Source organism: Ramlibacter rhizophilus (assembly GCF_004681965.1).
Taxonomy (GTDB): Bacteria; Pseudomonadota; Gammaproteobacteria; order Burkholderiales; family Burkholderiaceae_C; genus Ramlibacter; species Ramlibacter rhizophilus.
Genome location: NZ_SMLL01000005.1, coordinates 163,721 through 186,532, shown reverse-complemented (window position 1 = coordinate 186,532; position 22,812 = coordinate 163,721). Strand labels below are relative to the sequence as shown.

21 protein-coding genes and 2 tRNA genes are annotated in these 22,812 nt (G+C 70.9%); 12 read left to right on the top strand and 11 right to left on the bottom strand.

Going from position 1 to position 22,812, the window contains the following annotated elements; translation table 11 throughout:
* Nucleotides 1-82: 82 nt before the first annotated feature.
* Nucleotides 83-1,771 (top strand): 2,3-epoxybenzoyl-CoA dihydrolase, encoded by a 1,689-nt coding sequence (gene boxC / locus EZ242_RS13750; RefSeq protein ID WP_135285743.1) that lies wholly within the window; start codon nt 83-85, stop codon nt 1,769-1,771.
* A 230-nt stretch (nt 1,772-2,001) separates the two neighbouring features.
* Here boxC and EZ242_RS13745 read toward each other — a convergent pair whose 3' ends face one another.
* Complete coding sequence (locus tag EZ242_RS13745) at nt 2,002-2,904, bottom strand: YsnF/AvaK domain-containing protein (protein ID WP_135285742.1); 903 nt, start codon at nt 2,902-2,904, stop codon at nt 2,002-2,004.
* A gap of 31 nt (nt 2,905-2,935) precedes the next feature.
* Nucleotides 2,936-3,358 (bottom strand): YsnF/AvaK domain-containing protein, encoded by a 423-nt coding sequence (locus EZ242_RS13740; RefSeq protein ID WP_167784764.1) that lies wholly within the window; start codon nt 3,356-3,358, stop codon nt 2,936-2,938.
* Nucleotides 3,359-3,515: 157 nt separating this feature from the next.
* Here EZ242_RS13740 and EZ242_RS13735 point away from each other — a divergent pair.
* Nucleotides 3,516-3,592 (top strand) — tRNA-Pro (locus EZ242_RS13735).
* Between the two features lie 43 nt (nt 3,593-3,635).
* Here EZ242_RS13735 and EZ242_RS13730 read toward each other — a convergent pair.
* From EZ242_RS13730 to EZ242_RS13705, 6 genes are all read right to left on the bottom strand, one after another.
* Nucleotides 3,636-5,291, bottom strand: coding sequence for a bifunctional aminoglycoside phosphotransferase/ATP-binding protein (locus tag EZ242_RS13730; protein ID WP_135285740.1), 1,656 nt, complete (start codon nt 5,289-5,291; stop codon nt 3,636-3,638).
* A gap of 10 nt (nt 5,292-5,301) precedes the next feature.
* Entirely contained in the window at nt 5,302-5,739 is a 438-nt protein-coding gene (locus tag EZ242_RS13725) for an Hsp20/alpha crystallin family protein (RefSeq protein WP_135285739.1), read from the bottom strand.
* Between the two features lie 141 nt (nt 5,740-5,880).
* Nucleotides 5,881-6,438 carry a hypothetical protein gene (locus EZ242_RS13720; protein WP_135285738.1) on the bottom strand — a complete coding sequence of 186 codons (558 nt, stop codon included), beginning with the start codon at nt 6,436-6,438 and terminating at the stop codon, nt 5,881-5,883.
* Nucleotides 6,439-6,468: 30 nt separating this feature from the next.
* Nucleotides 6,469-7,458, bottom strand: a complete 990-nt coding sequence (gene floA / locus EZ242_RS13715; protein ID WP_135285737.1) for a flotillin-like protein FloA — start codon at nt 7,456-7,458, stop codon at nt 6,469-6,471.
* Nucleotides 7,459-7,476: 18 nt separating this feature from the next.
* Entirely contained in the window at nt 7,477-8,880 is a 1,404-nt protein-coding gene (locus EZ242_RS13710) for an NfeD family protein (protein ID WP_135285736.1), read from the bottom strand.
* 9 nt (nt 8,881-8,889) lie between these two features.
* Nucleotides 8,890-9,822: a LysR family transcriptional regulator gene (locus tag EZ242_RS13705; RefSeq protein WP_135285735.1), complete on the bottom strand. Its 933-nt coding sequence runs from the start codon at nt 9,820-9,822 to the stop codon at nt 8,890-8,892.
* 139 nt (nt 9,823-9,961) lie between these two features.
* On the opposite strand from EZ242_RS13705, the gene EZ242_RS13700 reads away from it, so the two are divergent.
* From EZ242_RS13700 to EZ242_RS13685, 4 genes are all read left to right on the top strand, one after another.
* Nucleotides 9,962-10,339 carry a cupin domain-containing protein gene (locus EZ242_RS13700; protein ID WP_135285734.1) on the top strand — a complete coding sequence of 126 codons (378 nt, stop codon included), beginning with the start codon at nt 9,962-9,964 and terminating at the stop codon, nt 10,337-10,339.
* Nucleotides 10,340-10,387: 48 nt separating this feature from the next.
* Nucleotides 10,388-10,464: transfer RNA gene (locus EZ242_RS13695), tRNA-Arg, on the top strand.
* A gap of 108 nt (nt 10,465-10,572) precedes the next feature.
* A complete protein-coding gene (locus EZ242_RS13690; protein ID WP_205960654.1) occupies nt 10,573-11,442 on the top strand; it encodes a patatin-like phospholipase family protein in 870 nt (289 codons plus the stop codon).
* Nucleotides 11,443-11,591: 149 nt separating this feature from the next.
* Nucleotides 11,592-11,930, top strand: a complete 339-nt coding sequence (locus tag EZ242_RS13685; RefSeq protein WP_135285733.1) for a hypothetical protein — start codon at nt 11,592-11,594, stop codon at nt 11,928-11,930.
* On the opposite strand, the gene EZ242_RS13680 is transcribed toward EZ242_RS13685, so the two are convergent.
* Nucleotides 11,895-13,424: a hypothetical protein gene (locus tag EZ242_RS13680; RefSeq protein WP_135285732.1), complete on the bottom strand. Its 1,530-nt coding sequence runs from the start codon at nt 13,422-13,424 to the stop codon at nt 11,895-11,897. The genes EZ242_RS13685 and EZ242_RS13680 overlap by 36 nt on opposite strands.
* 268 nt (nt 13,425-13,692) lie before the next feature.
* Here EZ242_RS13680 and EZ242_RS13675 point away from each other — a divergent pair, with 268 nt between their 5' ends.
* Together EZ242_RS13675 and EZ242_RS13670 are read left to right on the top strand one after the other, a co-directional pair.
* Nucleotides 13,693-14,538 carry an EamA family transporter gene (locus EZ242_RS13675; RefSeq protein ID WP_135285731.1) on the top strand — a complete coding sequence of 282 codons (846 nt, stop codon included), beginning with the start codon at nt 13,693-13,695 and terminating at the stop codon, nt 14,536-14,538.
* A gap of 256 nt (nt 14,539-14,794) precedes the next feature.
* A complete protein-coding gene (locus EZ242_RS13670) occupies nt 14,795-16,021 on the top strand; it encodes a PQQ-dependent sugar dehydrogenase (protein ID WP_135285730.1) in 1,227 nt (408 codons plus the stop codon).
* A gap of 22 nt (nt 16,022-16,043) precedes the next feature.
* Here EZ242_RS13670 and EZ242_RS13665 read toward each other — a convergent pair whose 3' ends face one another.
* The gene (locus EZ242_RS13665) at nt 16,044-17,456 is read right to left on the bottom strand and encodes an aminotransferase-like domain-containing protein (RefSeq protein WP_135285729.1); all 1,413 of its coding nucleotides are present in this window, start codon (nt 17,454-17,456) and stop codon (nt 16,044-16,046) included.
* Nucleotides 17,457-17,598: 142 nt separating this feature from the next.
* Here EZ242_RS13665 and EZ242_RS13660 point away from each other — a divergent pair, with 142 nt between their 5' ends.
* Together EZ242_RS13660 and EZ242_RS13655 are read left to right on the top strand one after the other, a co-directional pair.
* Nucleotides 17,599-18,495, top strand: a complete 897-nt coding sequence (locus EZ242_RS13660; protein ID WP_135285971.1) for a DMT family transporter — start codon at nt 17,599-17,601, stop codon at nt 18,493-18,495.
* Nucleotides 18,496-18,547: 52 nt separating this feature from the next.
* Complete coding sequence (locus tag EZ242_RS13655) at nt 18,548-19,747, top strand: aminotransferase-like domain-containing protein (RefSeq protein ID WP_135285970.1); 1,200 nt, start codon at nt 18,548-18,550, stop codon at nt 19,745-19,747.
* Nucleotides 19,748-19,754: 7 nt separating this feature from the next.
* On the opposite strand, the gene EZ242_RS13650 is transcribed toward EZ242_RS13655, so the two are convergent.
* Entirely contained in the window at nt 19,755-21,134 is a 1,380-nt protein-coding gene (locus EZ242_RS13650) for an MATE family efflux transporter (RefSeq protein ID WP_135285728.1), read from the bottom strand.
* Between the two features lie 122 nt (nt 21,135-21,256).
* On the opposite strand from EZ242_RS13650, the gene EZ242_RS13645 reads away from it, so the two are divergent.
* Nucleotides 21,257-21,847 (top strand): DUF2239 family protein, encoded by a 591-nt coding sequence (locus tag EZ242_RS13645; RefSeq protein ID WP_135285727.1) that lies wholly within the window; start codon nt 21,257-21,259, stop codon nt 21,845-21,847.
* A 55-nt stretch (nt 21,848-21,902) separates the two neighbouring features.
* Complete coding sequence (locus EZ242_RS13640; protein WP_135285726.1) at nt 21,903-22,799, top strand: LysR family transcriptional regulator; 897 nt, start codon at nt 21,903-21,905, stop codon at nt 22,797-22,799.
* Nucleotides 22,800-22,812: the final 13 nt, after the last annotated feature.

Genomic DNA, 22,812 nt, shown 5'->3' with positions numbered 1-22,812 from the left:
CCGGGCGGGCCGGGCACGCGTCCTCGTGGCGCGGGCCCGCCGCAGCGGCAGCAGGCGGTTCACACACCCCCAGGAGACAGCGATGAATGCAATGACCGAGCCCCTTCTGTTCAAGCAGGGCGACCGCGAGCTGGTGAGCTTTGCCACCCACCCCGGCAACTACCAGCACTGGAGCCTGAGCGTCGAAGGCGACGTGGCCCGCCTGAAGCTGGACATCAACGAGGACGGCGGCATCAAGCCCGGCTACAAGCTCAAGCTCAATAGCTACGACCTGGGCGTGGACATCGAGCTGCACGACGCCCTCAACCGCATCCGTTTCGAGCACCCGCAGGTCAAGGTGGTGGTGTTCGAATCGGGCAAGGACCGCATCTGGTGCTCGGGCGCCAACATCTACATGCTGGGCCTGTCCTCGCATGCCTGGAAGGTCAACTTCTGCAAGTTCACCAACGAGACCCGCAACGGCCTGGAGGACTCCTCGCGCAACGAGGGCCTGAAGTCCCTGGCGGCCGTGACCGGTGCCTGCGCCGGCGGCGGCTACGAGCTGGCCCTGGCCTGCGACCGCATCGTGATGGTGGACGACCGCTCCTCCACGGTGAGCCTGCCCGAGGTGCCGCTGCTGGGCGTGCTGCCCGGCACCGGCGGCCTCACGCGCGTGACCGACAAGCGCAAGGTGCGCCGCGACCTGGCCGACATCTTCTGCACCACCAGCGAAGGCGTGCGCGCCGACCGCGCGGTGCAGTGGAAGCTGATCGACGCGCATGCCAAGCCGCAGCAGTTCGGCCCGCTGGTGCAGTCGGAGATCGACGCGCTGCGCCAGCAGTCCGGCCGCAGCGGCCCTGACAAGGGCATCGAGCTGCCGCCCGTGGACGGCCGCATCGACGAGCAGGGCTACCACTACAGCCTCGTCGATGCGCAGGTGGACCGCGCCACGCGCGTGGCCACGCTGGTGGTGAACGCGCCCGCGCAGGAGATCGAGTCCACGCCCGAGGCCATCGTCGCCGCGGGTGCGCAGTGGTGGCCCCTCAGGCTCGCCCGCGAGCTGGACGACGCCATCCTCAACCTGCGCACCAACGAACTGGAAGTGGGCACCTGGGTCATCAAGACGCGCGGCCAGGCCGACCTGGTGCTGCAGGCCGACCGCGTGCTGGAGCAGCACAAGGACCACTGGCTGGTGCGCGAGACCCTCGGCGCGCTGCGCCGCACCCTGGCCCGCCTGGACGTGACCAGCCGCTCGCTCATCGCACTGGTCGATGCCGAGTCCTGCTTCGCCGGCACCTTCTACGAACTGGCGCTGGCCTGCGACCGCATCTACATGCTGGACCTGGGCGACGCAGCCGAGGCCCCGGCGCTGCGCCTGTCGGCCGCCAACTTCGGCCGCTATCCCATGGTCAATGGGCTCACGCGCCTGCAGACGCGCTTCAACGAGGACGCTGCTGCCGTCGACGGCCTGCGTGCCGAACAGGACCAGCCCCTGCGCGCGGCCCGCGCGATGGAGCTGGGCCTGGTCACGGTGGCGCCGGACGACATCGACTGGGAAGACGAGATCCGCATCCTGCTGGAAGAACGCGTCGCGCTCTCGCCCGACGCGCTCACCGGCATGGAAGCCTCGCTGCGCTTCCCCGGCCGCGAGACCATGGAGACGCGCATCTTCGGCCGCCTCTCGGCCTGGCAGAACTGGATCTTCATCCGCCCGAACGCCGTCGGCGAGGAGGGCGCGCTGAAGCTGTTCGGCACCGGCAAGAAGGCCAAGTTCGACTGGAAGCGGATCTGATCGGCGCTCAGGTTCAAGGCACTCCCTTGGCCCTGAGCGTGCCATCCGTTCGCCCTGAGCGTTGATTCACCGCGGCCGCAGCCACGTTGAAAGACATCCACGGTCAAACACATCCGTTCGCCCTGAGCCAGTCGAAGGGCCCGTCCTGAGCCAGTCGAAGGGCCTGTCCTGAGCCAGTCGAAGGACGACGACGGGCTCAGCATTGAACGGGCGGTGGTGCTCCGGACTACTCAGCGGGTCGGCTTGTCCTTGCCCGTGCCCAGCGGTCCCTTGTCCGCCGCGACCGCCGACTCGCGCCGGGTCGCATCCATTCGCTCCACGTCGACATCCTTGCGCCGCACCGTCTCGTCCACGGTGTGATCGCGCTCGCGCACGTCCTTGCCCACGCGCACTTCCTCGACCACGCGCGCCTGCTTGGACACGACCGGTTCCTCGACCGACTCGCGCACCTCGGCCACCGTGCCTTCGCGGAAATCGGACCGCTCGCCGTCGGTGACTGGCCGGTCAACCTTCCTGCGATCGACCGTGGCGACTTCCTCGCGCAGCTTGACCACCTCGTGCACGGGCTTTTGCGACACGCGCTGCACAATGCGCACGCCGCCGTGGTCCACGCTGCGCTTGCCGACCTTCACTTCCTCCTGCACCACGTTGGCCGAGCCCTGCTGGCCGGCGCGCAGGTCAGCAACCTTGCCGCTCGCCGAACCCGTGCCGGCCACTTGACCCGGCGCCTGGCCGGGCGGCATGCCGGCGGCTGCCCCGGCGGCGACGCCGCTGGTGCTGCCCGTGCCGGAACGCCACTGCCGCGCCCGCTCGTCCACGTCGTAGGCGCCCAGCCCGTGCAGGATGCTGGCGGCCTTCTGGGCTTCGGATTCGCTGTGCGTGTCCACCACCACGACATAGCTGCCGCGCCGCACGGCCTCGTCGTAGTCGCTGGAGTAGTTGCTGCTCTCGTCGCTGCCGAACAGCGACTTGAAGAAGCTCCAGCCGCCGCGGTCCTCCTCGTTGCGGGCGGCGCCGGTGGCGTCGCCGTGCTCGAGGTGGACCTCGCGACGGTCGTACCCGGCCTCGTAGAGGCGATCCACGGCGTGCTGTGCGCCGGACTTGTCGTCGAATGCTCCGATGACGGTGTGCATGGTTGCTCCTTGCGGTTTCGTGGGGTTGGACTCACGCGCCTTCGTCGACGCGCCACTGCTGCGTGTCGGGGTCGAAGCGCTCGACGATCACGCGTTCGCGACGCAGCGGCACGTCCGCATGCGCCGGCCGCGTCTCGCGTCGGCGCGTGACCCTGATCTCTTCGACCAGGACCAGCTCCGTGCGCGTGATCACCCGCTCCTCGACCACCGGAATCACCAGCACCTCGCCCTCGTGCCGAACGGCCGGGGCTTCGGTGACCACCCGATCGAGACGCACGCGCTCGATCTCGGCGGTCTCCGACACCACGGCCTCGTCCACGCGGACCGTGACCTCCTCCACCTGCTTGCGCAGGCGCACCGCCCCGGTGTCGGTGACCCGATGCTCGACGCTGAGGCGTTCCTCGAGCACGGGCACGACGGCCGTGTCGGTTGAAGAGGGGTGTGTCCGGTCCATGGGCTGCTTGCTGGTGATCAAGAGCGGCCCATTCTTCGCGCCCCTGAGGCCACGGGTGTGCGGGATGCCCCTGGACCTCGGTAGTCCCGGGACTACCCTTGGCGCGATCACATCGGGAAGACCTCGGCAACGCTGCGCCGCTAGAATGGCGGCCAGTCGGAGCGTAGCGCAGTCTGGTAGCGCATCTGGTTTGGGACCAGAGGGTCGTAGGTTCGAATCCTATCGCTCCGACCATCCTTCCCCTCTCGGCGCGCTCGCCGGGCTCGCCGACCCCGGGTCATCCGGTCCACACCCTCGTCACCCAGGCCTGCTCCTCCTCGTGCAGCGGCTCGCGCGCGGCGGTGAGCTTGTCCAGCGCCTCCACGTCCGCCTCGGACGCGTCGCCCCGGCGGCCGGCTACGCGTTCGCGCAGCACCTCGTGCGGCGCCTCGCAGGCCACGATGGCGAAGTCCACGCCCAGGTCGCGCGCCATTGCATGGGCCGCGTCGCGTTCGGCCCGGCGCAGGAAGGCAGCGTCGATGATCACCGGCCAGCCCGCCTGCAAGGCCGTGCGGGCCTTTTGCATCAGGACCTCGTAGGTGCGCACGCCGGCCGCGGGTCCATAGACGCTCATATGCAGGGCGCTCGAGTCCTCGAACATGCCCAGGCCGAGGAGGCGCTTGCGTTCCACGTCCGAGCGCAGCCGGATGGCGCCCTGCTGCTCCAGGAGCTGCTGCGACAGCTGCGTCTTGCCGGAGCCCGGCAGGCCGTGCATGAGGGTCAGCTTCGGCGTCGCCCCGCGGCGCCACGCGAGGGCGCCGTCGCGATAGCGCTGCGCCACCTCGCGGTCACCCCGCAGCACCGCCACCTGCGCGCGCACCAGGGCGCGGTACACGAGCGAGAAGCGCAGCACGCGCAGCGCGTCGTGGTCGCCGCTGCGGTCCAGCCAGCGCACCAGCAGCCGGAAGGCGAGGTCCGGGCGGCCCCGGGCCGCCAGGTCCATCACCGGGAATGCCAGGTCGTCGGCGACGTCGATCCACCGCAGCGCCGGTGCGAACTCGACGGCGTCGAAGGCTGCCGCACCCTGGTGCGGCAGCCACAGCAGGTTGTCCAGGTGCAGGTCGCCGTGGCATTCGCAAACGCAGCCGCCCGCCTGCCGTGCGGCCCAGGCCGAGGACAGCGCTTCGGACTCGTCCCGGACCCATCGAAGCAGGGCATGGGACTCGTCCTGCGGCGCCAGGGCCGCGGCGCCGCGCACGGCCGCGAGGCCCAGGCGGCGACGTTGGCGCGGACTGCCGTGATCGGGGTCCGGACGTTCGCGGCTGGCCTGCGCGTGCCAGTGCGCCAGTCGGTCGGCGATGGCATCGACCTCCTCGGGCCGCAGCAGGCCGGCCTGGAGGCGGTGGCTCACCAGCGCCGAATCGGGAAAGCGTCGCATGTGCACGGCCCAGTCCAGTGGCTCGCCCTGGATTTGCGGATCGAGCGCGGCGTGCGCATCGCCTACGTCCGCCCCGCTGCGCAGAAGCTGCCACCACTGGGTGGCCGGAACCGCCTGCACCGTCGCCTGCCGCGCGTCGCCGGCGCCCAGGCGTCCAGGCCAGCGGCCCGTGACCGCTGCCACGCCCAGGTACAGGCCCGGCGCGAAGCGATCGTTGAGGCGGCACTCCTCCTCGCAGTAGTAGCGCCGCAGCGCCGGCGTGGAGAAGTCCAGGAAGGGAAGGCGCAGCGCCTTCTTGATCTTCCAGGCGTCCTCGCCAGCCAGCAGGACCCAGGAGATGTGCGTTTCGACGATGTCGGCGCCGACTTGCGCGGCGAGGCCGCGCACCAGCTCGGCCTGGCGGCGCAGCGCCGGAGAGTCGGTGCGCACGCTGCCCCCACGGGGCGTGCGACGCAGGTAGCGCGCAGGGCGTTCCGCGCCCGCGCTGCCTGCCGCGTTGTCGGAGGGCAACTTCACGGCGCGCGGTTTACTGGACGGTGATCTTCCGGCCCTCCTGCGGCGCTTTCTTCGGCAGCGTGAGCTGCAGAACCCCATCGGCGTATCGCGCCTCGACCTTGCCGTCGTCGATGTCGCTGGCCAGGCTGAAGGTGCGCGAGATCGTGCCGTAGTAGCGCTCGGTACGCAGGACGCGCTCGCCCTTGGCCTTGGCGGGGTCCTGCTGCTCACGCTCGCTGCGCGACTCGGCATCGATCTGCACCACGTTGCCGTCCACGCGCACCTGGATGTCTTCCTTGCGCACGCCCGGCAGCTCGGCTTGCACCTGGTAGGCCGCCGCCGACTCGGTCACGTCCAGTCGCATGCTCATGAGGGGTGTTCCGGTGTCCGCCAAGGCGGGCGAGAAGAAGCGGCGGAACGCGGCTTCGAAGGGGTCGGTCGCGGACTCGCGAAGGCGCAGTTGGCTCATGGGTTCCTCCTGGCAGAAGTTGAACGGCGCGAGCCTCGGGGCCCGCGCGGTCACTGTAGGAAGACCCCGTCGCGCGGGTCTTGATCCAACTCAAGGTCCGCCCTCGGGCGCTCCTGCCGAGTTGTCCCGGCGCCCGCGGTCCTAGCGGGTTCCTTCCGGCGACCCCATGTCATAGGGATCCATCGCGCGGCATGGCCCCAGCACCGTCATGGCGATGATGCCCTTGCGCACCTCCTGCGGCGTGCGGAAGGGGCGGTGGTGGCGCACGCGCACGGGCGGCGGTGTGCGGCGCTCACGCTCGCGATCTCGCTCGATGGTCTGCGCGAGCGGCGTAGGCGCAGGGACGTGCTGCGGGGTGGCCGGCGGCAAGGGCAGCGGCGCGGCTTCCAGCAGTTCTTCGGGCAGCGGCTCGTCGTGGGCGCGCCCCCACCCGTCCGCCGTGAGCGGCGCGGGTGCGGACCGTGCCCGCGCCTCGGTGCGAGCCCGCTCGGCGGCGGTATGCCGGATCTGCGCGGCGGCCTCGCGGGCGCGCTCGCGAAGCGTCTCCTGCGCTTCACGAGCCGCATCCAGCTTGTCCTCCACGCGCTCGCGCAGCGCCTCGGCCCGCCGGTCGGCGCGTCGCTTCCACTGCTGCACCAGGTTGAAGACGATGGTGGCGAGGATGAAGAAGATCCAGACGATGACTTCGATGCCGTCCACGGGTGTGCCTCCTGGCGACGATGCCGGCGATCAGCCGCGGGAGCCGGGCGGCGGCGGCGGCGGCTGCAGGTCGCTGGTGCCCGCAATGTCGCGCCGCATGTCGGTGTCGGCCTGCAGGTTGCGCATGCGGTAGTAGTCCATGATGCCCATGTTGCCGCTGCGGAAGGCCTCAGCCATCGCGCGCGGCACCTCGGCCTCGGCCTCGACCACGCGCGCGCGCATCTCCTGCTCCTGGGCCACGGCCATGGCCCGGCGTTCCTCGGCCTTGGCCTGCGCGATCTGCTTGTCCGCGTCGGCCTGGTCGATCTGCAGCTTGGCCCCGATGTTCGCGCCCACGTCCACGTCGGCGATGTCGATGGACAGGATCTCGAAGGCCGTGCCCGCGTCCAGGCCGCGACTGAGGATGTGCTTGGAGATGTGGTCGGGGTTCTCGAGCACGCTCTTGTGGTTGGCGGCCGAGCCGATGGTGCTGACCATGCCCTCGCCCACGCGGGCGATGATGGTTTCCTCGCCCGCGCCGCCGACCAGCCGGTCGATGTTGGTGCGCACGGTCACGCGCGAAACCACGATCAGCTGGATGCCGTCCTTGGCCACGGCGGCGATGCGCGGCGTCTCGATCACCTTGGGCAGCACCGACATCTGCACCGCCTCCAGCACGTCGCGTCCGGCCAGGTCGATGGCGGCAGCGCGCTTGAAGGGCAGGGGGATGCTGGCCTTGTCGGCCGAGATCATGGCGTTGACCACGCGCACCACGTTGCCGCCGGCGAGGTAATGCGCCTCCAGGTCGTTGATGGAGACATCGATGCCGGCTTTGACGCCGCTGATGCGCGCGGTGACGATGGTGTGCGGCGGCACGCGCCGCAGGCGCATGGCCACCAGCGTGAACAGTCCCACGTAGGCGCCCGAGGCCCAGGCCGATACCCAGAGCCGGATCGGCACCATGTACAGCACCAGCAGCAGCAGCGCCAGGACGATGATGAGCAGGCCGAAGCCGCCGATGAGACCTGATTCGATGAACATGGGTCGCTTCTCCGTGGGTTATTCGTGGGCTTGTCGGGAAGGGGGGTGCCAGCTCGGCGCGCGGCGCACCACGATGCGGTTGCCGTCCACGCGCATGACCTCGACGGGCTCGCCGGCCTCGATCAGCTCGCCGTTGGAGACCACGTCCCAGCGCCTGCCGTCGATCTCGGCGATGCCCGCCGGCCGCAGCACCGACCAGGCACGGCCGGTGCGTCCGAGCAGGCTTTCCTCCTCGGGCGGCGGCGAGGCATAGCCCTGGCCGGCGGTGAGCCTGTCCTCCAGCACCAGGCGGCGAGCGCCGGGAATCTTGTTGATGAAGCGAAGCAGCAGCAGGCTCAGGCCCACCGCCAGGAGCAGCGAGAACACCATCCGCGCCGCGACCGCCGCAATGAAGGCCGCCGTGGCGCCGGCGCCGGTCATGCTCAGGACCAGCCCCGCGAGCAACGCGAGGATGCCCAGGATGCCCGCGATGCCGAAGCCTGGGATGACGAAGAACTCCAGCGCGAGCAGCACCAGGCCGATACCCGCCAGCAGCATCTCCTCCATGCCCGCGAGCTGGGCCAGCCAGTGGCCCCAGAGCACCAGGCCGAGGCTGGTGACGCCCAGCAGGCCCGGGATGCCGAAGCCCGGCGTGCGCAGCTCGATCAGGATGCCCAGCATGGCCACCGTCACCAGCAGCGAGCTGACCAGCGGCTGCGTGAGGATGCGCACCACGTTCTCGGCCCAGTTGGGTGCCACGCGGCGGACTTCCGCGCCGGCCAGGCCCGCCTGCTGCAGCACCTCCTCCAGCGTGTCGGCCCGCCAGTCGGCCACCTTCAGGCGCAGCGCCTCGGTGGTGCTGAGCGTCACGAGCTTGCCCTTTTCCACCACGTCGGGGATGGCCACGTCGGCATCGACCATGGCCTCGGCGATGAGCGGCGGGCGGCCGCGTTCCTCGGCGGTGGAGCGGAACTCCTTGCGCACATAGGAGACGGTTTTTTCGCTGGTGGGCCGCGTGTCGCCATCGGCGCCACCCATCTGCACCGGCGTGGCCGCACCGATGGTGCCGCCGCCGGACATGGCGATCTTGTGCGCCGCCAGCGAGATCAGCGCCCCCGCGGAGATGGCGCGCTTGTCGATGAAGGCGATGGTGGTGGTCTTGCTGCGCAGGAGCGCATCACGGATCTGCACCGCGGCGTCGACGCGGCCGCCGAAGGTGTTGATATCCAGGATGACGGCCTGCGCGCCGGCCTCCTCGGCCTCGCGCAGGACCCGCTCGATGTAGGGGGCCAGGCCGAGGTCGATCATGCCTTCGATGGGCGCCACATAGACCACGCGCTGGGCACCCGATGTCGCCGGCCCGGTCTGCGCGAAGGGCAGGCCGTGCAGCACCGCCACGAAAAGCAGCAGCACGCAGTGGAAGGCCAGGCGGGGCAGGGACATGAGCGCAGTCTAAGCGCGGCGGGACGAGGGTGCACGGAGACTCTCATCCCCCTGTGCGCGGCCCAGGGTGACCAGGGCATCGACCGCGACGCGTACCCGCGCCGGCAGGTGCCGCGATCGCGGGACCACCACGCTGATCGGGTCGGCCGGCGGTCGCGCGGTGGGCAGGACCTCCACCAGGCGGCCTTCACCCAGGGCCTGGGCCACCATGTAGTCGGGCAGCTGCGTGAGCCCCAGCCCCTGCAGGGCCGCCTGCGCCATGCCTTCGCCGTCGCTGATCTGCACCCGCGAGGCGGGCTCGATCTCGATCGTCTGCCCGCGGGGGGTGAGGCGCCAGGGCCGCAGCCGGCCCGAGCTGGGCATGCGGTGCACCACGGCCGCATGCTCATGGAGCTGGTCGATGCGCTCGGGCGTGCCGTGCCGCCGCAGGTACTCGGGGCTGGCGCACAGCACCATCTGCTGCTGCGCGAAGCGCCGCGCGACGAGCTGCGAATCGGCCAGCGGCCCGACGCGCACCGCCAGGTCGATGCCGTCGCGGATCAGGTCGGTGTAGCTGTCGTGCAGCCGCACGTCCAGCTTCAGCTCCGGATGGCGCTGCACCAGCTGGCCCAGCACCGGCAGCAGCACCACGCGCCCATAGACGATGGGCAGGTCCACCCGCAGCAGGCCCGAGGGCCGCGCGCGCGTGCCGGACGCTTCGGCATGCAGGTCCTCCACCTCGGACAGCACGCGCTGGCAGCGCGCGAACAGGCGCTCGCCGTCGGCCGTGAGGTTCACCTGCCGCGTGGTGCGGTGGAACAGCTTCACGCCCAGCGAGTCCTCCAGCCGCGCCACGGCCTTGGCGAGCGTGGAGGGCGCGCTGCCCAGCTCGCGGGCGGCGGCCGCGAAGCTGCCGCGCTTGGCGGTTTCCGCGAAGGCGACCAGCTGCTGAAGACCCTGCATGGTGTCCCACCCATTGACGACGAAATGTCGGCAATCCTAGGACATCGGCGCATCTTGTGGATGGATGTGAGCGGCTGGACACTGCCGCACCGGCGCGCGAATCGCCGGTATTCCACAGGCACCGAACCAGGAGAACCGCATGCTCGTCCATCCTCAATTGCAACCCGAACCCACGGCCATTCCCGGCATCCACCACGCCACCTGGGCGGGCGCCGATGAAGGCCTGGCCCAACTGAGCCTCTGGCGCCAGTCCATTGCCCCGGGTGGCGCCACGCCCCCGCACCGCCACGACTGCGACGAGGTCGTGCTGTGTTCCGGCGGTCGCGGCGAGCTGCACCTGGGCGGCCAGGTCCATGCTTTCGGCGGCGGCGAGACGGTGGTCGTCCCGCGCAACGCCCTGCACCAGATCTTCAGCACGGGGGAGACGCCCCTGGAGCTGATCGGCGTCTTCGGCAGCGCCCCGGTCGAGGTCTTCCTGCCCGATGGCGAGCGCCTGCCGCTGCCCTGGCGCAGCTGAAGCGCGCCGGCCCCAACCCCATGCGAAAATCGCGGCCGCTTCCGCAGGCTGCCCGTAGCTCAGTCGGATAGAGCAACGGCCTTCTAAGCCGTGGGTCAGGGGTTCGATTCCTCTCGGGCAGGCCATTTGAACGATTCGCTCTGTGCGAGCTTCCCGTCCGACGCTCTGGATCCCCGTCGGACACTGAAATGGTCACTATCGTCTGCCTTCGGGCAGCAAAGGGAGGAGAGGCCATGAAGCTCAGCGTCGCACCCGGCGACGTCATGTTCGGGAAGCTGGACGATCACTACGAGCAACTGAGCTTTTCCGGCGGTGGCCTGCGCTGCTTCTGGCAGGGCGGCGCGCTGGACTCGCTGCAGGAGGTCTTCACGATGGCTCCGGCCCGTATCGCCGCCGCCAGCGGTGGTGCGCTCGCGGCGGCGTGCTTCATCTCCGGGCGCGGCGGCAAGCTGATCGACGCCTTCTGCGACCGTCTGCGGCGGCACGACCGCAACGTGGCCCCGGATGCCGTGCTCGACGGGCGGAAGCTCACGCCGCACGAGCGCATCTATCGCGAGGTCGTCGCCGACGTGCTCGATCGACAAGCGTGCGAGGCGGTGGCTGAGGGTCCTCAGTTCGAGGTGCTCCTTGCCGAACCACCCCGCTGGCTTCCTGCAGCCGCGGCCGCCACCCTCACGATGGTCCTGTACGAAGCCGACAAGCACATTCGCTCCACGCCGCACGGGCGTTGGGCTCGGGCCGCCGGCGCACGGGAGCTGCGCGTGGACGGCCGCCAGGCGGCACGGGAGGGCTCGCTCGTCGAGCTGATCTGCAAGGCCGCGACCATCCCGCCGATCTTCGACATGCGCGAGCGTCGGGGCCGCCCCGTGATCGACGCAGGAACGATCGACAATGCGCCGATGCCACGGGGCAGCAGCGGCAGCACGCTGGTGCTCCTGACGCGCAGCTACCGCAAGCTGCCGGAGGTCGAGGGGCGAACCTACCTCTTTCCCTCGCACGCTACCGAGGCCGACAAGATCGATTTCACGGACGCCGACGCGCTGCACGCCGCCTACTCGCAGGGCCGCAAGGACATCGAGCAACTGCTGGCCCAGCGCGGATAGGCGCGGGCAACTGCATCGGGCCGCAGCAGCCTCTCGCACGGCCCAGGACCGCGTCGGCCGCGCTTGCGCAATCAGCGGAGTCTGGCCCGGCAAGTGCTGGAGTACCTCGCACGTTTTCGGGCAAGGGTGTACGCTGATTCGACAGCCCCATGCCCGACCTTCGCGTTCTCCTCCTGATGGTCCTGCTCGCCGGTTCCGCACGGGCCGAGGCGGCCTGCACCGACGCCTTCCACCGCAGCGTCGAAAGCCGGCTCGGGACCGGCGATGCCCAGGGTCATGGCCCGGATGTGGGATCGCCGGAGTGGAAGTCTGCCGTCGAATTCAAGCTCGGCCTCAGGGGCCGGGCGGACGTACCCCGGCGCGACAGCCAGGCATGGTGCCGCTACATCGATGAGCGCCTCACCGAATGCAGCCGTTCTTCCGCGCGGCGGGCAGCGGGGCAGGGGCCGTCCTCAAGCCGGCTGCGCCAGCGGGCCCTGCGTTCGTGATCGCGCCATCTGCAGCACCACCCCCAGGGCCAGCAACGGCACGAGCCAGACCACCCGCGACTGGAAGCGGTCCAGCGGCGCGGCGAACACGGCACAGATCACGGCGTTGGCCACCACGCCCGCGCCGACCACCAGCAGCAGGCCGTCGAAGCCCGGCGGGCGCGCCAGCCGGGCGCCCTGCCGGCGCCAGGCCAGGAGCAGCAGCGACGCTGCCACCGTGGCATAGGTCGCGCCGCTCAGCCAGCCGTCGAAATCGCCGCCTTGGACTCCGCGGGTGCGGCGCATGTCGGCCAGGACTTCCTGCGGCACGTGACCCGCGTAGAACCTGTCCGTCGCGTTCGGACCGTAGTGGCCGATGTCCACCTTGAACGTGCCCAGCTGCACCAGCACGTCGGACGCCAGCCCGCGCACGACGCCCACCGGATCGAAGCGCAGCACGTCGAGGGCGAAGGCGAACTGTTCCTCGCCCATGCGGCGCTTGGCCCGCGCATCGGCCAGCCAGAAGGCGCCTTTTCCGGGCTCGGTGGAGAACAGGAAGTCGTCCCAGTGCGTCGGGAAGTTGGCGACGTAGTCGCACACCTGGTAGCCCGCCTGAGGGCAGTTCTGCCGCAAGTACGCCGTGCCGGGGCCCATCTCGACCAGATGGGCCATGGTGTGGGGCAGGCGCACCGGGGGCGCCCCGACGGCCACGGTCATGGCCTTGTTGAACACCCACTCGGCGGCCAGGCCGCCCAGCACGCAGGCACCCAGGAGCACGATCGCCGGCCCCGGCGTGCGCAGGCCCACGCGCAGCAGCCTGAGGCCCAGCACCACCAGGACGATGGCGGCGGCCAGCGCGAGATGGCTGGGATGCGCCGCGATGGCGAACAGCAGGAGGGCGGCGACTCCGATGCGCTCCCAACGTCGCAACCGGTGCCAGTAGGCTGCGAGCACGCCGCTGCACAGCACCGTGAGGCCGGCGAACAGATCGGGCATCAGCAGGCCCGTGAAGGCGCCCAGCGGCGTCAGCAGGGCCAGCCCGGCGCCGGCGGCCAGGAGCGCTATTCCGCCGAATCCCCACAGCCGCACGATCAGCAGGTACAGCAAGGCGGCCACGCACAGGGCCTGGGCCACCACCGCCAGCCACAGGCTGCCGGCCGCATACGCACCGTAAAGCAAGGCACCGTAGTAGACGGAGCGCCCCGCCAGGTTCACGCTGCGGTCCTCTTCTACCGGCGTGGCCGCGCCAGCCGGCGTGGCGTCGCCGGCCGGTGCGGGTCCGGCGGCGGCGCGCGATTCGATGCTCCACGGCTTGATGCGCTCCGCGCCCAGCACCTTGGCCAGGCCCACCTCGGCCCGTCGCACGTACACGGGTGTGTCTGGGTAGAGGAAGGGCTGGCCGTTCAGCACGGCGGGCACGCACAGCAGGGCGGCGGTGACGAGCAGGGCCAGGCGGGCGAAGGCGCGGGCCAGTCGGTCGGAGCGCCGGGGCGCCCCGTCAGGGGCCGACGTCATCGATGCGGTCCGCTCGGGCGCCCCTGGGACTGCAGGAGTTTGCTGCATGTAAGTACCTGTGAAAGTGGCGGCAGGATTGCACGCAGCGGCCGGGCTAGGGCATCTTCCCGGGTAACCGGCGTGAGCGTTTGTGAGGCGGTGACGCCCATCCGCTCGCATCGAAACTTCCTGCGCGGTCGCGTCAGAATCCCTGCATGAGCCCGTTGGAGAAAACCGCCTGCTTCGCGACGAGCCGCCCGGCTGAAGGGCCCGAGCGGCGCCTTGCCGCATGACGCTCTCCTGGACCGTGGCCGGCGCCGTGCTCCTGGGTGCACTGCTGCATGCGGGCTGGAACACGCTGGTCAAGTCCAGCACCGACAAAGCCCTGGACAACGCCTTGATCAGCCTGTTCGGTGCGCTGCTCGCGCTTCCCCTGGTCGCCGGGCTGGGCCTGCCGGCGGCGACGGCATGGCCCTGGCTGCTGGCCTCGGCACTGATCCACGTGGGCTACTACATCGCCCTGACCCAGGCCTATCGTCATGGCGATCTCGGTCTCACCTATCCCTTGATGCGGGGGACCGCGCCCTTGCTGGTCGCCCTGCTGTCCACACTCGTCCTGGGCGAGCCCTTGCGCCCGCTGGCGTGGGTCGGCGTGCTGGCCGTGTGTGGCGGCGTGCTGATGCTGGGGCTGTCCCGACAGGCACTCGATGCGCCGCGCGCCGTCGGCTTCGCCCTGGTGAACGCGGGCCTGATCGCCGCCTATACCCTGGTGGACGGAATCGGCGTGCGCGCCAGTGGCGACGCGCTGCGCTATGCCCTGGCCCTTTTCGCCCTGAACGGCTGGTTGTTCAGCGGCATGGTGCTGGCGCGCCGGGGCGGCGTCGCTGCCTGGGCCTACGCGCGCCAGCGCGCTCCCCTCGCCATCCTTGGCGCCGCGGCCAGCTTCGGCTCCTATGCGCTGGCGCTCTGGGCCATGATGCACGCGCCCGTGGCGGTGGTCGCCGCGCTGCGGGAGACCTCCGTGCTGTTCGCGGCGCTGCTGGGCACCTGGGTGCTGCGCGAACGTTTCAGCGTGCGCCGGGCGTTCGGCACGGCCGCGATCGTCGCCGGGGCTGTCGGGCTGCGGCTGGCGTAGCGCGGATGAGGACGCGCGCCGCGGCCACTCGGCATGCCTGTCGAGATCCGTTTCGCGCTGGGCTGCACGGCCGGGTGCCGCCATACTGCTGCGGCGCCGGCCACCGAGCCGTAGGCTTGTTCCGACAGCCACGAACTCGCACAGCCGACAAGGTGACGGGAATGGCAGAACCAGCATGCTGCAGGCTGCGTTCCCTGGTTACGGCAGGCGGGTCGCTGCAGCACCCCAACACCAGATCGAGATGAGCCGAGCACGAATGTCCACCCTTGCTTCCATCACTCTGTCCGGCGCCCTCCTTGGCGCCTGTCTTGGCCTCGCTGCCGTCCTGCCTGCGGCGTCGCACGCGGGCGCACCGGCCGCCGACGCACCCAGGCTGAGCCGCACCGTGGTCATGAGCGGCCTGCAGAATCCCTGGGACATCGCCTTCACACCCGACGGCGTGATGCTGTTCACCGAGAAATGCCGCGGCCTGTCGGCGCGCCTGCCCGACGGAAAAACCGTGCGCCTGTTCGGGACGGCGGGCTCGGCGCTGGTGGCGCCGGACCTGTTCTGCCAGGGCCAGAGCGGCGTGCACGGCATCGCCGTCGATCCGGAGTTCGCCAAAGGCAAACGCGACCTCTACCTGTTCATGGCCTCCCGCCGCAGCACGCCGGCGACGAACCGCGTCGTTCGCCTGACGCTGAATGCCGATTCAACGGGTGTGTCCAATCGCACCGACATCGTGGACGACATCGCCTTCAAGGAGTCGGCCAATGCCGTCGGTTCCGCGGGTGCCCACAGCGGCGGCATGGTGCGTTTCGGCCCCGACGGATTCCTCTACGTGACCAGCGGGGACAACCACAACGCCACGCTGCCCCAGGACCTGAAGCGTCTCGGAGGCAAGGTGCTGCGCGTGAACCGCGACGGCTCCGCGGCGCCGGGCAACAACACGCCGGCCGGGGGCGATCCGCGCATCTTCACCTACGGCCACCGCAACGTGCAGGGCATCACCTTCAGGCCGGCGGGGCAGCCCAATGCGGGCCAGCCCTTCACCGGCGAGCACGGCCCCAACCACAGCGATGAAGTCACGGCGCTGGTCGCCGGCGGGAATGCGGGATGGGATCCGCAGAACCGGCCGAGGCTGCGTTGCCCGGACGACTACTGCGGCTACGCCGGCGACCCCACCACCATGCCCATGACCGACACCCAGCGCTTCCCGCAGGCGATGCCGCCGAGCTGGGTCCACAACGGCAGCGGCCGCGGCATGAGCGCGGCGCTGTTCCTCGATGGAGCGCAGTGGAAGGCGTGGAACGGCGACCTGCTGGTGAGCCTGATGCGCGGGCAACGGATCGTCCGGCTCGACCTGGATGCGCGCGGCATGGCCGTGGCCGATGCCACGGTCGACCTGCCGTCCACGCGCACCCGCACGCTGGTGCAAGGTCCCGACGGGAACCTCTACACCGCCAACGACGACGGCGAGATCTGGCGCGTCGCCCCGAACTGATCGCGCGCTCCCGCCCGCACCGTCACATCCGCCCCACGAGCTCCGCGTACTTCTTCCAGAACGCGGCGTCCTGGGTCGCCGCGAAGTTGATGCGCATCAGCGTGCTGGGCTTGCGCTCGGCGTGGAAGAGGGCGCCGGGGGCGATCAGGTAGCCCTCGTCGAGCATGCGCTGGGCCAGCGCGTCGGTGTCCACGCCGGTGTCCACCCAACCGAACAGGCCCGCCGGTTCCGCGGCGAAGCGGCAACCGGCGTTCAGGGCCAGCTTGACGCTGCGGCTGCGCGCCGCCTCCAGGCGGGTGCGGATGCGGTCGGCATGCCGGCGCAGCTGCCCCTGCTCGATGCACAGCGCCATGGCACGCTCGAGCAGGGCCGGCGTGGTCAGCGTGGTCAGCAGCTTGGTGTCCAGCAGTTGCTCCACCAGGGCGGGGTTCGCGGCGACGAAGCCGATGCGCCAGTTGGGCGCGAGGATCTTGGCGAATCCACTCACGTAGATCGTGCGCTGCAGCCCGTCCAGGGTGCACAGGCGCGTGGCGTGATCGGGCGCGAGATGGCTGTAGGTGTCGTCCTCCAGCACATGGAAGTCCCAGCGGTTGGCCAGCTGCAGCACCCGGTGCGCGCTGCCGGGCGACAGGCAGTAGCCGGTGGGGTTGTGCAGCACGCTCACGCTCACGTACAGCTTGGGGCGATGGGCTTCGCAGTAGCGCGCCATCACGTCCAGGTCGGGACCGTCGGCCCGGCGCGGCACCGGCAGCAGCCGCATGCCCAGCGCCGTGAGCCGTGCGAACTCCACCGCCCAGCCCGGCTCCTCCACCATCACCGGGTCGCCGGCGCGCAGCAGGCTGCGGCTCACGATGTCCAGGGCCTGCGTGGCCCCGACCGTGGTGATGATGGCCTCGGGGCCGGCATGCACGCCCAGGGACGCCAGCTTCTTGGACAGGGCCCGCCGCAAGAGGCTGTCGCCCATCGGCTCGCCGTACTGCAGCGAGAACGCCTGGAGCGAGGGCGTGGCCGAGACCTTGCGCACGGCGGCCGGCATGAACGCCGACTCCAGCCAGTCGGGCGGGAACACGCCGATGCCGGGCTGCGGCTTGCTGCTGCTGCGGTGGAACATGCCGCGGATCAGGGCGGTGGCGTCCACGGGGGCCTGGGATGCTGGGGCCTGCGGGGGCCGGGGCGGTGCCACTTCGGTCGGTGCGTCGCGCTGTGCCGGCTCGCGCACGAAGAAGCCGCGGTTCTTGCGGGCCTCGACCAGCCCTTGCGCCAGCAGCTGGTCGTAGGCCGCCACCACCGTCGAGGGGCTCACGCCCTGCTGCTGCGCGCACTGCCGCACCGATGGCAAGCGCGTGCCCGGCGCCAGCAGCCGGTCGCGGATGCGCTGGGCGAAGCGCGCGCAAAGCTGCTCGGTGAGCGACTGGGAGGAGGTCTTGATCAGCATGGGCGCGGGATGCGTGTACTGCTTGACGGGGCGGTACAGAGGTTCATCTGACCTGTCCAACTGTACTGACGGTGTATTGGTGCCGGAGCTTACAGTGGCCTGCATGTCCCCTGCAACCGACCCGACCGCGATGAGCCGCCGCATGAAGCCGCATGAAGTCCGCGGGCTCTGGCTCGGCCTGCTGGGCGTCGCCATCTTCGCCATGACCCTGCCGATGACGCGGCTGGCCGTCGGCACGCCGGAGGCGCCGCAGATGTCCGGCCTGTTCATCGCACTCGGGCGCGCCGTGGTCGCCGCGGGGCTCTCGGCCGCGTTCCTGCTCGCAGCGCGGGCGCCGCTGCCGCGCCCTGCGGACTGGCCCGCGCTCGCCGTCACCTCGGCGGGCGTGGTGTTCGGCTTTCCGCTGCTCACGTCCATCGCCATGCGGGAGGTGCAGGCGGTCCACGCCAGCGTCATCGTCGGCGCGCTGCCGCTCGCCACGGCGGTCGTGGGCGCCCGGCTTCACCGGCAGCGCCCTGGCAGCGGCTTCTGGCTGTGCGCGGCGCTTGGCAGCGGCCTCGTGATGGCGTTCGCGCTGCACAAGGGTGGTGGCGGCGGCCTGTCCCTGCATGCGGCCGACCTGCTGCTGCTGGGGGCCGTGGCCTGCGCCGCCGTCGGCTACGCCTGGGGCGCGCGACTGTCGCAGCACATGCGTGCCGACCATGTGATCTGCTGGGCGCTGCTGCTGTCGCTGCCCCTGAGCGCGCCCCTGGCCTGGGCCCACCTGCCGCAAACGCCGCTGCCGCCCTCGGCCTGGTGGGCCTTCGGCTACCTGGCCGTGTTCTCGATGTGGCTGGGTTTCTTCGCCTGGTACCGGGGCCTGGCGCTCGGCGGAACCGTGCGCGTCAGCCAGGTGCAGCTGGTGCAGCCTTTCCTGAGCATGGTGTTCGCCGTGCCCTTGCTCGGCGAGGCGCTGGACCTCTCGACGCTCGCCTTCGCGCTCGGCGTGGTGGCCACCGTCTTCGTCGGCAGGAAGATGCCCGTGCGGGTTGCGGCCTGATCGTGGCCGCCCGGCCCTGCGACCTGTTCAACCCAAGCCAACGTTCCGCATGATGCTCTCCGAAGCCCGCTCCCCCTGGACCCTGGCGCGCCGCGCCGCGCGGATGAATCCCTCCGTGCTCCGCGAGCTCCTCAAGCTCACGGAACGTCCCGGCATCATCAGCTTCGCCGGTGGGCTCCCGTCGCCGGCGACCTTTCCCGTATCCGAGTTCGCCGCCGCCAGCGCGCAGGTCCTGCGCGACGACGGTCCCGCGGCCCTGCAGTACGCCGCGAGCGAAGGCTTCGGGCCGCTGCGCGAGCAGGTCGCCGCTGCGCTGCCCTGGCCGGTGGATCCAGCGCAGGTCCTGATCACGACCGGTTCGCAGCAGGGATTGGACCTCGTGGCCAAGGTGCTGGTCGATGCCGGCTCGCGCGTGCTGGTCGAGACGCCGACCTACCTCGGCGCCCTGCAGGCTTTCGCGCCCATGGAGCCCGAGGTGGTCGGCGTGCGAAGCGACGAGGAGGGCGTGCTGCTGGACGACCTGGAGGCCAAGGCGGCCGGCGCGCGCTTCCTCTACCTGCTGCCGAACTTCCAGAACCCCACGGGCCGCACGATGAGCGAATCGCGCCGCGCCGCGCTGAGTGCGCTCGCGAAGCGCCTGCAGCTTCCCATCGTCGAGGACAACCCCTACGGGGAGCTGTGGTTCGACCGGCCGCCGCCCGCGCCCCTGAGCGCGCGCGACCCGCAGGGCTGCATCTACCTCGGCTCGTTCTCGAAGGTGCTCGCCCCGGGCCTGCGCCTGGGCTTCCTGGTGGCGCCACCCTCGCTCTATCCGAAGCTGCTGCAGGCCAAGCAGGCGGCCGACCTGCACAGCCCCGGCTTCAACCAGCGCATCGCCGCGCGGGTGGTCGAATCCGACTTCCTGCAGCATCACGTGCCCCGCATCCGCGACCTGTACCGCGCGCAGCGCGATGCGATGCTGGCGGCGCTCGCGCGCGAGATGGCCGGGCTGGGCGTGGCGTGGAACACCCCCAGCGGCGGCATGTTCCTGTGGGCCCGGCTGCCGCGCGGAATGAGTGCGTCCGCCTTGCTGCCCGCCGCCGTGGACGCCGGCGTGGCCTTCGTGCCCGGGGCGGCCTTCTACGCGGACGCAGCGTCCGAGCCGGACGCCGAGCGGACGCTGCGCCTGTCCTTCGTGACTGCGACCGTGCCGCAGATCGACGCCGGTGTGGCGGCGCTGGGGCGCGCGATCAGGGCGCAGGCCCCACCTTGATCCCGCTTCACGCCGCAGCCACGCGGACGGCGCGCGAGCGCACACGCCAGTGCGCGGCTGCGCAGGCCGAGTGCAGGATCAACATCGCCCCGAAGCCCGCCGGGTAAGCCCACCAGAGCCCTGGCAGGCCGAGCCGGGACTCCAGGACCCAGGCCGCGGGGAGCTCGACCGCGAGGATGGCAAGCATGCCCAGCGCCGTCGGAAGCAGCACGATGCCGCTCGCGCGCAGGGCACCGTTGAGAACGTTGCTCCACCCGAGGAGCACGACACTCCATGCGACGGTGCGCAGCATGCCCACGGCCACCTCCAGCGAGGCCGGATCGTGCAGGAACAGGCGCAGCGCCGCTGGCGCCATCAGTGAGCCGGCGAGCGCGAACAAGGTCGTGACGCCGGCGTTCAGCGCCAGCCCGCAGCGAATCACGGCGGGCACCCGGTGCGATCGTCCGGCGCCGATCACGTGGGCGCTCAGAATGGCAGCGGCGATGCCGACGCACATCGCGGGGAACTGGATCCAGCTGAGAAGCTGGGTCGCGGCGCCATAGGCCGCGGTAACGGTGGACCCGTGCCGATTCACCAGGCCCAGCAGCACGACTTCGGCCAGTGCCATGGACAGCATCTGCAAGGAGGCCGGTACGCCGATGCGCATCATGCGCGTGCCGGTCGCAAGGTCGAAGCGGACATCACGGGAGCGCAGGCCGTCGGCAAGAAGCGGGTGACGGGCGCGGACCCAGCGGCCCAGAAGCACGCCGGAGGCGACGCATTGAGCCACGATGCTGGACGCGGCGGCGCCCGCCGCCCCGAGTGCGGGCAAGCCTCCCCAGCCGGACACGAGGACCGGCGTCGCCACCGCGCCCACGCCTGTCGCGGCGAGGATGGCCCACAAGGGCGACTGGGGGTCGCCCGCCCCGCGGCTCAGGGCCATGCAGGTCCACAGCGTGAATGTCAGGGGCATGGCGACCAGCACGGTCCGCGCATAGGAGGTGGCCTCATGCAGGATGTCCGGTGGTGTGCCGAGCAGTCGCATGAGCGGCTCGGCCCCAGTGAGCGCCGCGAGCGCCAGCGCGAGGCCCAGCACGAAGGCCACGCACAGGGCCGTGCCTGCCACCCGCCGGACCGCCCGGAAGTCGCCCGCGCCCCAGGCCTGGCCCACGAGCACACTCACCGCGGCGCTCAGTCCGATGATGACCGACAGGATCACGAAGAACACCGGGAAGAAGGACGAGATTGCCGCCACGCCGGTGATGCCGAGGAGCCGCGCGACCCACAGGCCGTCGAGCAGGCCGCCGACGCTTTGCAGCATGTGGGCGAGGACGAGCGGAACCAGCAGCTGCAGGTAGGGCGCGAGCAGGGACTGCTGCCGGTCCGCTGCCGAAGAAGGAGATTTCATGGGTGCTTTCGGTGAAGGAAATGCGGCGCAGGCTGTGGGCTGTTGCCGTTGCCGCTGGGAATGGCGTGAATATTACCCGGGTAAATTAATGGGCGTCAATATCGCCCGGGTAAAATAGCGACATGAAGTCCAGTCCCCAGCCCACTTACACCGCCTTCTCCGGCATGGAGCGCCTCGCCTGCGGTGCGCTCGAAGACGTGGCGGTCGCCGCGGCCACGGCGCAGGAGGCGCGAACGGCCGCGCCATTGGTCTTCAGCGATGCGTCCGGCGAGCAGGTCGAGCTGGACTTGCGGGGAGGAGAGCGGGCGGTTCGGGCGCGCTATGCGGCGCCTGCATCAACGGCCGCCGAGCCCGCGCGGGGGCGTGGACGACCCCGGTTGGGCGTGGTTGCGCGCGAGGTGACGCTGCTGCCGGAGCAATGGGACTGGCTGGCCGCGCAGCCGGGCGGCGCGTCGGTGGCGCTGCGCAAGCTGGTGCAGCAGGCGCGGCGCGCCGGCGGTGCGCGCGAGCGTTTGCGCCGCGCGCAGGAGCGCAGCTATCGCGTCATGGTGGCGCTGGCCGGCAACCTGCCTGGCTTCGAGGAGGCGGCCCGAGCCCTCTTCGCCAACGACCTCGCGGGCCTGCAGGCGAGGATGCGCACCTGGCCCAAGGATGTCCGCGACCACGTGACGGCACTTGCCGACCCGGAGGCCATCACCGGGCAAGAGGATTGAAGCAAGTCCGCGTAGCCGAACAGGCCCGGCTGCGCTTCGCACTACAGTCCTGGCCATGCAGACCAAGTGGCTCGAGGACCTGATCGCCCTGTCCCAGACCGGAAGCCTCACCCGGGCCGCGCAGCAGCGGCACGTGACGCACCCCGCCCTGGGCCGGCGCCTGCGGGCGCTGGAAGCCTGGGCCGGTGCGCCCCTCGTCGAGCGGCGGGGAACGTCGGTCGGCTTGACGAGCCAGGGCGAGAAGTTGCTGGGCCTGGCGCTGCAGGTGGTGCCTGCGATGTCGCAGGCCCGAAGCGAGATCGCCGGGACGGCCGAGGCCCGCGGTGCGGCGACGGTGACCTTGCTCACCGGCCGCACGCTGGCCCGCACGGTGGCGGCGGACTGGTTCGTGCGGATCCGCCGGCAACGCGCCGGCGTGCGCGTGGTGGTCCGCACCGGGCAGATGACCGAAACGCTGCATCGCTTCGAGCGCGGGGAGGCGGACTTCATGCTCAGCTACCACCATCCGCAGATCGCCCTGAGCCTGAGTTCCCACCAGTACCTGCAGCGGACGGTGGCGCGGGATCGCCTGGTGCCGGTGGCCAAGGTGGATGCGCGGGGGCAGGCGGCGTTCGCGTTCGGTGCCAGCGACCCGGTTCCCTATCTGGCTTATGCGGAGACGCTCGCGCTGGGGCGCCTGGTCGCCGACCACCTGAGCAACCACCCCAAGGCGCCCCGCCTGGTCGAGACCATCCAGTGCGACTCGGCCGACGCCCTGCTCGAGTACGCGCTCAAGGGCCTGGGTGTCGCTTGGCTGCCCTGGTCGCTGGCGGCCGGCGCCTGCAAGGCACGGCAGCTGGTCGCCTTGGGCGGCAAGCCCATGGAGATCGGGTTCGAGGTGCGCCTGGTGCGGGCCAAACGCAGGCTGTCGCCGGCGGCCGAATCGTTCTGGCAGACGGTGGACCCGGGCTGACTGGTACGCATCC